Consider the following 13,005-nt stretch of genomic DNA (forward strand, 5'->3'; position numbering starts at 1 on the left):
ATGGCCGACCATCTGCTCGATCATGTTCGCCCGTATCTCGACAGCAGCCTGGAGGACCGGATCGCCTATATCCGGGCGCCGCGTTGGGTCGGACACCACGGCGCCAGGCAGGCGCTCGAGCGGCTGAACGAATTGCTGTGCCGGTCGCCGTCCTTGCGCACGCGCGGTCTAATGCTGGTCGGGCCCTACGCCAACGGCAAGACGATGATCGCCGAGCGGCTCGCCGTCGCGCACCTGAAAGCCTGCGAGTCGCAGCGAGTGTGGGTAGTCCAGACGCGTGAGGGCGCCGGGCTCGCTCATTTCTACGGAAGTATCCTGCGCGCATTACGCGCGCCGACGGCGAACAGCCGGGACGTCGGCCGCAAGGCCGAGCAAGTCGATCACCTGCTTGACGGCCTGAAACCGAGAATCCTGATTTTCGACGAATTCCACAATGCGCTGCGCGGCCGATCGCGCGACGTGGAGGCGGTGCTGGCGTTCCTGCGACGGATCGGCCGTCAGTTCGACATATCGCCGGTCCTGATCGGCGAGGTCGCGGTGTACGATTTCATCAACGCGACCGACGAAATGGCGAGCCGGTTCGAACTGCTCGCGGTGCCGCGATGGCGATACGACGAGGAGTTCTTTGCGCTCCTCGACAGTCTCGAAGGCGCCCTGCCGCTCGCACGCCGCTCCGATCTGTCCGATGAGAAGCTGGCGCGAGAGATCTTCCGGCTTTCGGAGGGGCTGATCGGCGAGATCGTGGCGATCGTCACGGCGGCGGCGGTCGCGGCGGCGAGGTCCGGCGCGGAGCGGATCACCCTGCCCTCGATCGACGAGCTGGATTACGTCCCGGTGTCGCGACGCCGCGGCGGGCGGCTGCGCGATGGTCTGCTGTGAGCGGCGAAACAGGCTTCGCCATCGAGATCCGCGAACGATACCAGGATGTCGTTGCGGATCGTTGGCCGGCCGTCCCCGGTCCGCAGCCAGACGAATTGCTGTCGAGCTGGCTCCATCGTCTCGCAATCGCTAACGGCGTCGCGCCGCGGGCTTTCGCCGGCGTGCTGGGACTCTGCGGCGGCATCTGGTCTCCCCGCCTCGATCTGCGGCTTGCCCAAGACGTCGCGACCTGGCTCGGCGCGCGGACGGGCCTTGCGCCCGAGGCGATATCGGCGATGGCGATGACGGATGGGGCGTTGGCGCCGCTTCTGCTGCCCCTGCGCGACACCGTGCGTCGGAGCCGTTCCACCTGGCTCCAGTATTGCGCTTTGTGTCTTGCCAACGATCGCACTCCTTATTTTCGGCGGTCATGGCGCCTAGCCTCGCGGATTTCTTGCTTCCGTCATGGCTGTGGTCTGCGGGACCGATGTCCCGCCTGCCGCAGCGGAATAGCGCCGTTCGCTCAGACGGACCTGATCCCGCAATATGTCTGCGTGCGCTGCGGTTTCGACTTGGGCGGCGGCGCCAAGATATCGGTCGAGGCGGCAGCGCGGCGGTTGGAACGGTCGATTGACGATATCTGCAAGGCGGAAGTCGCCAAGAGTTCGTCGGCGATCCACGAATGGGTCGCGCGCCTGCTGCGCGTTCCAGTGGTCGCCGGCGTCGGCTCCGGTCGGCCGCTCGCCAACCTATCGGCGTCGGCCCGCATCCGTTGCTTCGAGCTGCTCGCGCAAAGGGCCGACGATGGGCTCATCGACGCCAGCGCCGCCGCGTTCGCCCGGCGCCGTCGACCAACCCTAGCCGCAGGCGGCCGTGACGGGTTGAACGCGCGCTTCGTGGATTTCATCGACGCGCGTCAGGGCGCGCCCCGGTCTGCGCGAGCGCAGCCGCCTGGCGTCGATCTCGCGGCTTTGCTGGCGGCCTATGCCCGCGCCGTGGGCCGCGGGTCGCGCTCGAAGCTTCGAGGCGGCGACTTGCAGAACACTCTGGCGGTCCGACGCCTCGGGCGTTCGCCTCTCGGCAACGCCCGCGCGCCTCGTGGGATCGCCGGCGCGAGCCAGGGCCGGGATTGCTACGCGCTCACAAGACGCCCCACGCCCGATATCGTTCGCGGCCCGTTGCCTCGCGCAGGCCCAGCTCGACCACCAGGTTCTGGGCGGCGCGGGGCGTGATGTCGAGCTCTTTGGCGATCATGCCGGCTGAGACCAGCGGCCTCGAGATCACGAGTTCGATGAGCTCCGGCAGCCGCGAGGTGGAGCGGCGGCCGTCGAGCTTTCGGAGGAGCAGCGTGCGGGCGAGGAGCCAGCGATCGTGCTGCTTCAGGCCCTCCTCGGCCGCCGCGGTGATTGCGTCGAGTTCAGCGACGAGACGCGCGGAGGTGTCGCGGCTTCGGCGCCGTTCGCGCGGCACGGCCTTCGCGCCCTCGGCGAGGCAGAGCAAATGCGCGCGGGTCTTGCCGCGATCCTGCAGCACGGCGGCCGCGAGCAGGCGGCCGAGTCCGGGTGCGCGCTGCAGCGGTTCGATCGCGATCCAACCCTCGTGGACAAGCGCGGCGGCGAGAGTCGGCGGCAGATCGCGAGTTTGATCGACGATCGCTCGCCATTCGGTGAGGCGCGCGTCCTCGTCCCAATCGAGATCGTAGACGAGCGGATCGCGCTCGCTTGACGGCGGCGCAGGGCGCCGTTCGCTGGTGAGGGTTCTGTCGGCCTGGGCGATGGCTGCGTCCACCGAGGCGAACAATTCCGAAAACGCCTCGTCGTCGACGATCGACCGATCGGACGCCTCGTCTTTGTCCTCGACAGGCTCGGGGTCTTCGACCTCGGGATGCGTTGTGTCCGCCTCCCCTGCCCTGCCCCGCAGCGCCTCGAGACCGGCGCGCGACAGCGCCCAGCCGGGCGCGGCGCCGGCGAGGCGCCGGCGCGCGCGCAACACCGTGTAGGCGCGCGTGAGTTCGTGGGTTGGCGCGCGGACGTCCATGCCCGCGTCGTGCAGCACGAGGTCCTCCGAATGGACGAGTTCGCCCTCGAGCCAGAGTGCGGCGGCGGCGTCGGAAAAGTGCGTCCTCGCGATCCAGCCGTCGCGGATGGGGCTTGTTCGCAGCCGCTCGTCGAGGCGGGCGAGCGCGTCTTCGGCACGCACGAGCGGCCGCGCGAGCTCGGGCCACGGCAGTGCATCGGGAAGGCGGGCGCTCAACGGGGGCATTGGAAGGGAGGATCGCTCATGACGGACCGTGCGAAGTTTTCGCGGTCCAGGATCGAAATGCGAGTTGGGTCAAAGCGCTGTCGGACTCCCGCTGAAATCGCAAGGTGAAAAACCGGCGCCCATTTTCCGCTAAGCGTTGCAAATTGAAATCGGTAACGGAAAGCGACAATCGGCCCGGCGAGCTGGACCCAGGGCAGCGGATCGGGGATTTTGTAGCTGCGCGACAAGATCTTGATAACCTTAACAGGAATCGACGAAACGGAAGCTAACATAGCGTTGGATTCCGTCATAGCGACGCATGTTCCCGATCACCTCTCACTATCGATAACCACCCTTATCGAGAGGGTTGGACGCGAAAATCGCAAATCAGCGATTCCCGATGGAGCGCGGAAGATTACGCCCGCCCGGCCTGAGATCGATGAGAGGACGCGCCGCTTGCCAGTCCCCTCCCCTCTCCCGGAAGCCTGCGGCCGCCGGCGGCGGCCTCAAGCTTCGTCGACCTCAGCGTCGAGGTGCTCGAAGCCAGGCGCCATCTCACTGGCCTCGATCGCGGCGATGTCTTCATCGGTCAGATCGACAGTCCGGACGACCCGACGATCGCTTTCGAGGGACTGGTTTCGCTTGGCCGGCTCGCCGCCGTCCTGTGCGGCCGGGGGCGCATTGATTCGCTTCGGATCATCGTGCATGGCTCCTCCTCCCGCCTCCCCCGCCCCGACTGCCGTTTTCGAACAATCAGGCTGCCTCGATGTCGGTCTGCGGAAAATCGCTGCCCTTGAACATCAACGGTTCACCCAGATGACGGGCGCAGGCATAGGCGAAACAGTCTCCGAAATTCAGCCGTGCCGGATGCCGGCCCTTGCCGTAGCGGTCGAAGGCATCGAGCGCGATGCGGGCGGTTTCAGGCGACACGTTCACCATTTTGATTTCCATCAGCGCGAGATAGCTCTCGACCGATTCGGCCGCCTCGGCAATCGAAAGATCGAGCACGCGGGCGACAGCGATCGCCGCCTCCCACACCGCCAGCGGCGAGGTCAGCCGCGTCGCGGCCTGCTGCACGCGCGCCAGCAACTCCCGCGCCTCGTCCTCATCGGTCAACATTGCGGTCAGCGCAGACGCGTCGATGAACATCAGGCATCCTCGTACAGGCTGTCGCGGAAGGCCTTGTCGGCGGCTTTGCCGTTTTGCGGATTGCCCTTGGCCCTCAGATCGCGACAAAACTGCACGCCCAGGTCGACCAGGGATGGTTTGCCCTGCTCGCGCTCGAGCTCATGGGCGAGCGCCGTGTGGACGGCTTCGGTCAGGCCGATTTTCTTCAGCGCCGCGACCCTGCGGGCCAAGGCGTCGGTCTCCGGATTCTTGATGTGGAAGGCCATCGGCCACTCCTCTAGCTTGCTTTGTGTATCCTTATATAACATTCAGGATACACCGCGTGAAGGCCGGGAATTCTCACCAAATTCGCTGGAATGCCCCGTAAAGTCTCAACGGAGGCTTCGATTTATGGTTAGCTTTCGATGAACGTCACCCCTCTTCGTCTTCCCGATACCGCCTCGATCAAGGCCGCCCTGGCGGGCCTCGATCCCGCCTCGGCCGACGCGGACCTCATCCCGGCCCTCGCCGCGGCCTTCCCGGGCTTCAACTTCGGCCTCGCCCACGTCGAGGACGATTACTGGCGCGACACCCGCTCGGTCATCCAACCGAACGGGACGCGGATCGGCGAGCTGCGGCCATGGATGACGGCCGAGCTAGCGAAGGACAACGGCAATATCCGAGCGCTCTGGACGCGCCTGAAAGCGACCGACCTGCAGATCACGGAATGGCGGGGCACCAGCGCCTTTGTTTTCGCATCGACCGGGCCAGACGTCGCCGACTACATCCAGTTGGCGCTCGGCCGTGAAATCGAGTGGCGGGCCGGTCCGATCGTCAATCCGATCTATTGTCCTTTCGGTGAAGAGGAGCTGTTCGATCCAAGCTGGCCTAGCCGAGATCCCCTGCCCGAGACGGACCGCCTCGCCGGTCCGGTCTATCGCCTCCTTGATCGCGCCGGTGGCGCCTTCGTCCATGTCCGCAGCTTCCTTGATCGCTGCGGCCGCGTCGAGCGCGACAAACGCGAGGCGAAGCGGCCCGAGCTGGAGCGACGGGTCGTCCGCGAAACCGGCCGCGCGGGACCACACGCGAAACCCCTTTCCTTGAATTGGTGCCGGACTATTTCGACTTCGTACCGCGCGAGCTGCGGTTCTTCCGGGACTGGGAAGAGTCAAGCGCCGGATCGCAGCGCGTCTTCGCGCACTGGGCGCTGGATATTCGCGACTACACCTACAAGGGCGAGCGCGAGGTCGGCTTCATTCCCCGGTCCTTGCGGCCGCTCAAAGAGCGGCTTCTCCCGACGCCGGACGCATCGGTCCATATCCTGATGGACCGCATCGAGGCCGTCGACCGTGAGGTCGGGCTGCCCTTTGGCTGGTTCTTTCTGATGACCCACGGCCACTGGGTCGACTCCGAGGTCGGCCAAGCGATCGCCGCGGGACTGCGGGATCAGCGCGTGCGGCTGCCGGATCGCGACGCGCGCGTGCTGCTGCGCTGGGCGGATCGAAGCTACGGCTTTTGATCGCACCGTCCAAAAACGATCTTACCTCGTGCGCTGCCTTCCCGACACCAAAACCAATCCGCACTGCAGCCTTATGCGCTCTCGCTGATCCTGCCGGTGAAACGGCACGATCAAGTACGTCGACGGTGCTGGTACGCCCGGGCTACACAACATTTCGCTTCGGCGCAGCGATGACCCGTGAGTTGCGTAATGGGACCTTGCACCGGCGGAAGGGCAAGAACCTATTCGCGTGGCCAAACTTGCGCGCGGCGCTAGGCACCGAGTCTGGGTCGAAATTGGGTTTTGCGAAAGACCCTGCGAAGTAAAAGAGGATAGAGTTCATGCAGGCCGATTCGCCCAATGCGAGAAAGTTGACCGCGGTCAACTTTGGCCGGCCTGGCGCACGAGTTGGGCCTTGCTGCAAACGGAAGAGGGCGGGGCGCGCCGGACTCCCCAAGTTGACCGCGGTCAACGTTTCCATTCTCGCGTCACAATCCGAAGTGACCGTTAAGGATTCGTTTACCCTTTAATTGTTGCGCTATCGCCCAGAATCGGGCGTACTAGCCACGCTTTGCGCACGTCCCGCATCAGAAATTCGTAACTACGCGAGAAAGCCGTGGCTCTAAACGATCAACAAGCGATGACGCCAATCCAGTCGGCTGCGCCCCCGGCGATCCACGATACGATCGCGGCCGACGCGCGAGAACTCTCCGCGAAACTTCATGCCCACCGAACGAAGCTGTTCCCGCCAAAAGCACGCAAGCATCTCCGCCGGTTCACATCCGGCGAAGTCGCTAAACTCGTCGGCATCAATGACGGCTACCTCCGCCAATTGTCGCTGGAGGGAAGGGGCCCTCAGCCGGACACCAGCCCAACGGGTCGACGGTCGTACACATTCGAAGACATTCAAAGCCTTCGTGCGTATCTCGACGAATCCGGTAAAGGCGCTCGCCGATACCGACCGCATCGCGTTACGGGCGAACAATTGCAAGTCATCGGCGTCGTCAATTTCAAGGGTGGATCGGGTAAGACCACCACCGCCGCGCATCTCGCTCAACATCTCACGCTACAGGGCTATCGAGTGCTCGCGATCGATCTCGATCCGCAGGCCTCGCTCTCCGCGCTGCACGGCTATCAGCCAGAGTTTGACGTTGAGGAAAACGGAACTCTCTACGGCGCCATCCGCTATGACGACGCGCGTCGCGAGCTGAATGACATCATTCGGCAGACTTACTTTTTGGGGCTCGACATCGTTCCCGGCAATATCGAGCTGATGGAATTCGAACATGAAACCCCGAAAGCCCTGGCTATGCGCCAGTCGGGTGACCCGCTGTTCTTTGCCCGCGTTGCCCGTGCCCTCGCCACGGTCCAGGACCGTTACGACGTCGTCGTGATCGATTGTCCGCCCCAACTTGGATTTCTCACGCTCTCCGCGCTCTGTGCAGCAACCGCAATCCTGATTCCGGTGCATCCACAAATGCTCGACGTCATGTCGATGTGCCAATTCCTTATCATGACATCCGACCTCCTCGCCGTCGTCGCTAAGGCGGGCGGCAACATGAACTACGACTGGATGCGCTATCTCGTCACCCGCTACGAGCCCGGTGATGGGCCGCAGGCTCAAATGGTCGGCTTCATGCGCTCGCTATTCGGTGATCGCATGGTCACCAACATGATGCTGAAAAGTACAGCGATCTCGGACGCCGGCATCACGAAGCAAACGCTCTATGAGGTCAGCCGCGATCAGTTCACGCGCGCTACCTACGACCGCGCGATGGAGTCGCTGGACAGCGTCAATGGCGAAATTCAAAGCCTCATCCAGGCTGCATGGGGGAGGGCGTAATGGGCCGCAAAAACCTGCTTGCTGACCTGTTGGACGACAAGTTGACCGCGGTCAACGAACCGACGCCAGGTGAGCCCAGCGACAATCGGAGACCGTCCCAACCGACACTCGGATCACGCGGGGCGGTCGGCGCCATGAGCCGTTCGCTCGAGATGCTGTCCGCAGAGCGCGATGCCGCCAAAGCCCTGACCGAACAACTCACCACCGGTCAAACCGTCGTTGAAATCGACCCAGGTTTGATTGACGCCTCGATCGTCCCGGATCGCATGACGAGTGTCGACGAGAAGCACTCCGCTCTCGTCGAATCGATTCGCGCCAACGGGCAATTGGTTCCGATCCTCCTTCGCCCGCATCCGACCAGCCCAGGCCGCTTTCAGACTGCTTATGGCCATCGTCGCGTCCGTGCGCTCGCTGAGCTTGGCCGTCCCGCACGGGCCGTGGTCCGTGACCTCAGTGACGAAGACCTAGTGGTGGCGCAAGGCAAGGAGAATGGCGAGCGGGAGGATCTGTCCTTCATTGAGCGGGCAACTTATGCCACCGCGCTTGAGGATCGTGGATTCAAACGAGAGATCATCATGGCGGCGCTCAGCGTCGACAAGACTGAGCTCTCCCGCCTCATCTCTGTCACGCGGGCCCTTCCGCGGAGCCTACTCGATGCGATAGGGCCAGCGCCGAAGACCGGCCGCCGGCGCTGGATGGAGCTGGCAGAGCGGATGGTGGGACGCCACGACCAAGAGGCGTTGGCTGATAGCGTTGCTAGCGATCGTTTTGTGCGTGCTTCTTCCGACGAACGGTTCGCGATCGCATTCGCCGCGCTCGCGCCCCGCAAGCCCAAAGTTCCACGGCCGACAACGTGGGCCGATGACGACGGCAAGAAGATCGTGAAGATTGAACGTCGCGAGGATCGCGTCACGCTAGCTCTCGATGAAAAGGCTGCGCCTGCGTTTGGAGACTATTTGATTTCGCGGCTGCCGGAGCTCTACCGATCTTTTCGCGAGGGGCGCACCGATGAATGACATCTCGCGTGTCGCCGCTTTGGATATGGCGATGTCCGGATCTCCAATGGTCCGGCATCGCGATGCGTACCCGCGTTTCCGTCCTCTAACCGTAGGAGCATAGCGGAAAAGAAAAAAGGCCCCCGGAACGTCTCCGTCCGAAAGCCTTCTCTCGTCACGTTTGGCGACTGACAGAGAATCACTTTCGCGAATCGCAGTCAAGCGTCTTTAGCAACGGCGCCGTTTTGGCGAGCAGATTTTCTTTGCCCGCATGAGGCAAAGACATGCAGTCACACTCTCCAACGACGCCTTTTGGGCGGCGATCATTGACGCTTGCCCATGTGGCAAGCCAGATGGTCGCAACCGAACGCCCTCCCGAAAAGATCGTCCACAAATGGAAGATCTTCCACGCCATCTGCACGGCCCGGCCGCGCCTTGGCGTATCGGAGCGCTCGCTCTCGGTTTTAAACGCGCTCCTGACCTTCCATCCTGAGACGGCGCTCACAGGAGAGGATGATCTGATCGTCTTCCCGTCAAACAATCAGCTCAGTCGGCGGGCGCACGGCATGCCGGCGTCGACGCTGCGGCGTCATCTCGCTGTCCTGGTCGACGCGGGACTGATCGTTCGGCGCGACAGCCCAAATGGCAAGCGCTATGCGCGCAAGGACGATGCCGGCGAAATCGAGCTCGCCTTCGGCTTCGATTTGTCACCGCTCGTCGTGCGCTCGGAAGAGTTCGAGAGCCTGGCGGCCGACATTGAAGCCGAAGCCCGCGCGCTCAAGCTCGTGCGTGAACGGATCACGCTGTGCCGGCGCGACATCGCGAAAATGATTGCAACGGGTATCGAGGAAGGTGTCCCGACGCGAAGGGCAGGGCAGGGGCCTGCGGATTGGCAGGAGGTGCATGCCGCCTTCCGCGCAATGGTTGCTCAGATTCCGCGCACCGCGACGCGTCAGGAGCTCGAGCCGATCGCCGACGAGCTGTCGCAACTTGCTGACGACGTGCTCAATCTTCTGGAAGCGCACATCAAATCCAAGAATCCGAGCGCCAATGAGTCCCATTCTGAGCGCCACATACAGAATTCAAATACCGATGCCTTAATTGATCTTGAACCTAGCCTTCAAGAAGGCAGGGCGGCGGGAGCTGAGCCTAAACCTCAACCATCGCGAGTCGCCGAGAGTTCGTATCCGTTGGGAATGGTCCTCGGTGCATGCCCGGACATCGTCGATTATGCGAAGGGCGGGATTTCGAACTGGCGCGATTTCCTCGCCACCGCAGTCGTTGTGAGATCAATGCTGGGGATCAGCCCGAGCGCCTGGGAGGAGGCGCAAACCGTCCTGGGTGAAATGCAAGCTGCGGTCGTCGTCGCCTGCATCCTGCAGCGTGGGACGACGATCAGATCGGCGGGCGGCTACTTGCGCGGGCTGACGCGGAAAGCGGAGGTCGGAGAGTTTTCTCTTGGTCCGATCCTGATGTCGCAGATCAACTCGCAGCGCCACGAAAAGCGACGAGCGTGAGCGATGGGTGGACTTAACTGGATTGGCTTCCGGCCGCGCAGTGGTGTCGTTTGCCGCGAGAGGCGATGTTGCGTTATCCGATCCCGCTGAGAGTGCCTCCATCGGTTGCCCGTTTCCGCGCGCCAGCGTCCAATCTGCGATCATCATCCCGAAGCCGGGACCGACGCCGTTGATGCCGATCGTGCGCTTCGCTCGAGCACTGCGGTGTCAGCGGCCAGGTCTTTCGGCATCGCTCCTGCGCGCCGCTGGACGAGGCCGGATCCGCCCGACGGCTGCTGACTGTCGGGCGCCTCGACCTATGGCCGAACGAGTGCGAAAACAGTGGGGTCTGCTCCCCGGGCGCAGCGTGATCGCCACATCCCATGGCACAGCGCTTCGAGTCCTTTTTGGTCCAGTTTGGGTCACGCACTCCATCCGCACGTACCAACCGCGCCCGGCCTCGCGGCGCAAACCTCCGGATCCATCGTTCGCGATGCTCCGGCCGGATCGTGGACGCTGTTGCCCCATCGAAGATCGCAGCATCGATGCAGCAGACGCAGGATGTCCGGGCATTCCAAGTTCGTCGGCATGGTGTTTGTCGATCTTGCGGCGGCGGCGAACTCCGACTCGCATCTGTTGCTCCCCGGACCCTTTGCGCGGGATATGCGGTCTTCAGCCGGCCTCGTCAGGACAATCGGATCTTGTCGCCCGTGCTCGTGACCGCGCGATGTGATGTTGCCGAGGGGCCTGTCTTCATTCCGACAGTTTTCACGACGGGCAGCCCATCTGCGTCCTCGATTACGGCTGGTCTGACCGAAGGATGGTCCCGCTGCACGTGCCCTCGATCTTGTCCCCGCAACGACCGTCCTCGACTTTCTTCCCCTGGCGCTGCGCGCCATTCCTCGCGAGACAAGAAAGTCGCTGCCGGCCGCCCTTCACTTCGTTTCGGCCCTTCAGGTGCGGGTCGATCGCCTCCGGTCTCACGACCGCCATCGAGGTCGCGATGGGCGCGGCCCGAGAAAACCAAGGGAATGAGACAATGGCTACCATCGGCACCTTCACCTCCACGGGCAATGGCTTCTCCGGCGCGATCAAGACGCTCAACCTCAACGTCAAGGCCAAGCTGATCCGCGTCGAAAATCCTTCCGACAAGGGACCGCACTTCCGCATCTACTCGGGTAACGTCGAGTTGGGTGCGGCCTGGCAGAAGACCGCCAAGGACACCGAGCGCGACTACCTCTCCGTCAAGCTGGACGATCCGAGCTTCCCCGCTCCGATCTACGCCACCCTGACCGAGGTCGAGGGTGCGGAAGGCCTCCAACTGATCTGGTCCCGGCCGAACCGGGACTGAGCCTCCCAAGAGGGCTCCGCCGCGAGGCGGGGCCCTCTTCCCTTCGAACGGAGAGAAGCTCATGACGGTCGACGTTATCGAGGAACTGCGCGCGGAGCTGCGCGACTGCCTGTTCAGTCCCGCGGAGCGCAAGGCGCTCGAAGCGCAACTTGCCGAGCTGATCCGGCAACGCAACCAGCCAACCACGTCCGGGCACGCATCGCCCGCCGATCAGCAGTTTTCCACCGCCGGGGCATAGCCCCGGCGTCGCTTTGTTCGCTCGAGCCCGTCAAACGCCTCGCCGGCTCTCGCGCTGTCCTCGAAGGTTTGCATCATCGTCCGACCGCTCGTGCCGATCCGGCCCCAGTTGCGGACCACCACCACGCCGCCGAACAGGGTTGGCTGCAAGGACAGCAGGTAGAACCGCCGCATATTGCGGGTTGCGTCGACACGACGAAGATGGACAGGGTCCGGCGGAAGCTGAGGCATACAGCGATTCTCCCGTCGTCTGGAATCTGTGTCCAATTGGATTGTTGACTCGAACAAGGGCGATCGATTCATTTTCCTGATAGGTCGATTGCAGGTGCACGCGCGATCCCTCGATGGGGGGCAGTTGTAGCGGCGCCGACGACGAGCATGAGCCATTTGGCGTGCCGGCCCGGCCAGATTCAGCTCCCATTCTGGCCCGTTCTCTGGCATTTTCCGTCCGATCGGAGGACGCCATGCCGAGCCGGATTCCACTCGACCCGAAACTGCCCAAGGCCTTTGACGCGACGCCGAACGAAGCGCGGAGCAAGGCACAGCTCGATCAGTGGTGGGATCGTCCCTTCGGCCTCACCCGTCCGGATGGTCGCATCGAGATTCGGTGCCTGAACGGCGGGGCATGGGACCGCTCGACCCATCTCGGCATTGCGGATGACTACGATGCTGCCTGCGCATTGGCCGAAGCCAAGCAGGCTGAATGGCTGCGGTTCCGCGAGCAGCCCCGTGCCTGTCTTGACGAAGGCCGGGTCACGGTGGTCCGGCAGCCGCAGCGGCCCGACGAGCAGATGCTGGAGCTCGCTTCGTTCGCGACGGCGGAGGCGGCGACCGAGTACCTGCGCGCCAATTTCCCGGAACCGTCTTCCTCGCGATAACCACTCCGAGGGCATCGGGCGAGCCCCTTCGGGGACGGCTCTACTCGCGCCGCCAACGCGGCGCTCCCGGAGCCCGCACGCGGTCTCCGCGCATGCGCGTGACGATCCTCTCGCGGGCCGTGGACACATCTTTCGATCCTCATTTAAGTCCCGGAGCCTTGTTTCCGGTAGAACCTGTTTTCACCGACACACGCCTGCATGTCGGCGCGCCGGAACCAGATGGCGCGGCCGCATCGCAGCGGCGGATTGCCGGCCGTGAAGACGATTTGTTCGTCGGTTCGCATGCGCAGCACTTCGTGAGGCATGATCAGCGGGCGGCGGGCGAGCTACTTCAATCGTGTCGCGACGACGCCGACATTTGCGAGGACTGGCTGAGCTGTTTGACCTCCGCGGTCGTGTCGCCGCAGCGCTTCGAGATATAGGCTGCGGATTCCGACGAAGTCGCCCAGGCGTACCGATATGAAGTCGCCCGTGGATTCCGAGAGGATGTCGCCCACCTTT

13 protein-coding genes and 2 pseudogenes are annotated in these 13,005 nt (G+C 63.7%); 9 read left to right on the forward strand and 6 right to left on the reverse strand.

What is annotated here, in order from left to right:
- Both AC3WLX_RS36050 and AC3WLX_RS36055 read left to right on the forward strand, forming a co-directional pair.
- Positions 1–879, forward strand: a complete 879-nt coding sequence (locus tag AC3WLX_RS36050; RefSeq protein ID WP_492339335.1) for a TniB family NTP-binding protein — start codon at positions 1–3, stop codon at positions 877–879.
- The gene (locus tag AC3WLX_RS36055) at positions 876–2,090 is read left to right on the forward strand and encodes a TniQ family protein (protein WP_492339336.1); all 1,215 of its coding nucleotides are present in this window, start codon (positions 876–878) and stop codon (positions 2,088–2,090) included. The genes AC3WLX_RS36050 and AC3WLX_RS36055 overlap by 4 nt, the downstream gene beginning before the upstream one ends.
- Here the strand turns inward: AC3WLX_RS36055 and AC3WLX_RS36060 are convergent.
- The 4 genes from AC3WLX_RS36060 to AC3WLX_RS36075 form a co-directional block, all read right to left on the reverse strand.
- A complete protein-coding gene (locus AC3WLX_RS36060; RefSeq protein WP_492339337.1) occupies positions 1,999–3,120 on the reverse strand; it encodes an RHE_PE00001 family protein in 1,122 nt (373 codons plus the stop codon). The genes AC3WLX_RS36055 and AC3WLX_RS36060 overlap by 92 nt on opposite strands.
- Positions 3,121–3,605: 485 nt before the next feature.
- Complete coding sequence (locus AC3WLX_RS36065) at positions 3,606–3,806, reverse strand: hypothetical protein (protein ID WP_492339338.1); 201 nt, start codon at positions 3,804–3,806, stop codon at positions 3,606–3,608.
- Between the two features lie 46 nt (positions 3,807–3,852).
- Positions 3,853–4,248: a type II toxin-antitoxin system VapC family toxin gene (locus AC3WLX_RS36070; protein ID WP_492339339.1), complete on the reverse strand. Its 396-nt coding sequence runs from the start codon at positions 4,246–4,248 to the stop codon at positions 3,853–3,855.
- On the reverse strand, positions 4,248–4,493 hold the full coding sequence (locus AC3WLX_RS36075; RefSeq protein WP_166354104.1) for a type II toxin-antitoxin system VapB family antitoxin: 246 nt from the start codon (positions 4,491–4,493) through the stop codon (positions 4,248–4,250). Before AC3WLX_RS36075 ends, AC3WLX_RS36070 begins: the two co-directional genes overlap by 1 nt.
- Before the next feature lie 138 nt (positions 4,494–4,631).
- On the opposite strand from AC3WLX_RS36075, the pseudogene AC3WLX_RS36080 reads away from it, so the two are divergent.
- The 6 genes and pseudogenes from AC3WLX_RS36080 to AC3WLX_RS36105 all read left to right on the forward strand — a co-directional run bounded on the left by AC3WLX_RS36080 (position 4,632) and on the right by AC3WLX_RS36105 (position 11,627).
- Positions 4,632–5,725: pseudogene (locus tag AC3WLX_RS36080) on the forward strand (hypothetical protein).
- 619 nt (positions 5,726–6,344) lie between these two features.
- On the forward strand, positions 6,345–7,547 hold the full coding sequence (gene repA, locus AC3WLX_RS36085) for a plasmid partitioning protein RepA (RefSeq protein ID WP_492339346.1): 1,203 nt from the start codon (positions 6,345–6,347) through the stop codon (positions 7,545–7,547).
- Positions 7,547–8,563, forward strand: a complete 1,017-nt coding sequence (gene repB / locus AC3WLX_RS36090; RefSeq protein WP_492339340.1) for a plasmid partitioning protein RepB — start codon at positions 7,547–7,549, stop codon at positions 8,561–8,563. Before repA ends, repB begins: the two co-directional genes overlap by 1 nt.
- A 263-nt stretch (positions 8,564–8,826) precedes the next feature.
- Positions 8,827–10,059 (forward strand): plasmid replication protein RepC, encoded by a 1,233-nt coding sequence (gene repC / locus AC3WLX_RS36095; protein WP_492339341.1) that lies wholly within the window; start codon positions 8,827–8,829, stop codon positions 10,057–10,059.
- 1,018 nt (positions 10,060–11,077) lie between these two features.
- Positions 11,078–11,389, forward strand: coding sequence for a DUF736 domain-containing protein (locus AC3WLX_RS36100; protein ID WP_018273795.1), 312 nt, complete (start codon positions 11,078–11,080; stop codon positions 11,387–11,389).
- Positions 11,390–11,450: 61 nt separating this feature from the next.
- Complete coding sequence (locus AC3WLX_RS36105) at positions 11,451–11,627, forward strand: hypothetical protein (RefSeq protein ID WP_492339342.1); 177 nt, start codon at positions 11,451–11,453, stop codon at positions 11,625–11,627.
- Here the strand turns inward: AC3WLX_RS36105 and AC3WLX_RS36110 are convergent.
- Entirely contained in the window at positions 11,600–11,857 is a 258-nt protein-coding gene (locus tag AC3WLX_RS36110) for a WGR domain-containing protein (RefSeq protein ID WP_492339343.1), read from the reverse strand. The two genes, AC3WLX_RS36105 and AC3WLX_RS36110, sit on opposite strands and share 28 nt — an antisense overlap.
- Positions 11,858–12,090: 233 nt before the next feature.
- Here AC3WLX_RS36110 and AC3WLX_RS36115 point away from each other — a divergent pair, with 233 nt between their 5' ends.
- Positions 12,091–12,504: a hypothetical protein gene (locus AC3WLX_RS36115; protein WP_492339344.1), complete on the forward strand. Its 414-nt coding sequence runs from the start codon at positions 12,091–12,093 to the stop codon at positions 12,502–12,504.
- A 143-nt stretch (positions 12,505–12,647) separates the two neighbouring features.
- Here AC3WLX_RS36115 and AC3WLX_RS36120 read toward each other — a convergent pair.
- Positions 12,648–13,005: pseudogene (locus tag AC3WLX_RS36120) on the reverse strand (type IV secretory system conjugative DNA transfer family protein); the annotation flags it as partial.

This window comes from Bradyrhizobium sp. FW305-F6 (assembly GCF_058782905.1).

What these genes read in the sequence shown, in the direction of transcription:
- AC3WLX_RS36050 (WP_492339335.1), top strand. Translation starts at nt 1, where the DNA reads ATGGCCGACCATCTGCTCGATCATGTTCGCCCGTATCTCGACAGCAGC.
- AC3WLX_RS36060 (WP_492339337.1), bottom strand. Translation starts at nt 3,120, where the DNA reads ATGCCCCCGTTGAGCGCCCGCCTTCCCGATGCACTGCCGTGGCCCGAG.
- AC3WLX_RS36065 (WP_492339338.1), bottom strand. Translation starts at nt 3,806, where the DNA reads ATGCACGATGATCCGAAGCGAATCAATGCGCCCCCGGCCGCACAGGAC.
- AC3WLX_RS36070 (WP_492339339.1), bottom strand. Translation starts at nt 4,248, where the DNA reads ATGTTCATCGACGCGTCTGCGCTGACCGCAATGTTGACCGATGAGGAC.
- AC3WLX_RS36075 (WP_166354104.1), bottom strand. Translation starts at nt 4,493, where the DNA reads ATGGCCTTCCACATCAAGAATCCGGAGACCGACGCCTTGGCCCGCAGG.
- repA (WP_492339346.1), top strand. Translation starts at nt 6,345, where the DNA reads ATGACGCCAATCCAGTCGGCTGCGCCCCCGGCGATCCACGATACGATC.
- repB (WP_492339340.1), top strand. Translation starts at nt 7,547, where the DNA reads ATGGGCCGCAAAAACCTGCTTGCTGACCTGTTGGACGACAAGTTGACC.
- repC (WP_492339341.1), top strand. Translation starts at nt 8,827, where the DNA reads ATGCAGTCACACTCTCCAACGACGCCTTTTGGGCGGCGATCATTGACG.
- AC3WLX_RS36100 (WP_018273795.1), top strand. Translation starts at nt 11,078, where the DNA reads ATGGCTACCATCGGCACCTTCACCTCCACGGGCAATGGCTTCTCCGGC.
- AC3WLX_RS36105 (WP_492339342.1), top strand. Translation starts at nt 11,451, where the DNA reads ATGACGGTCGACGTTATCGAGGAACTGCGCGCGGAGCTGCGCGACTGC.
- AC3WLX_RS36110 (WP_492339343.1), bottom strand. Translation starts at nt 11,857, where the DNA reads ATGCCTCAGCTTCCGCCGGACCCTGTCCATCTTCGTCGTGTCGACGCA.
- AC3WLX_RS36115 (WP_492339344.1), top strand. Translation starts at nt 12,091, where the DNA reads ATGCCGAGCCGGATTCCACTCGACCCGAAACTGCCCAAGGCCTTTGAC.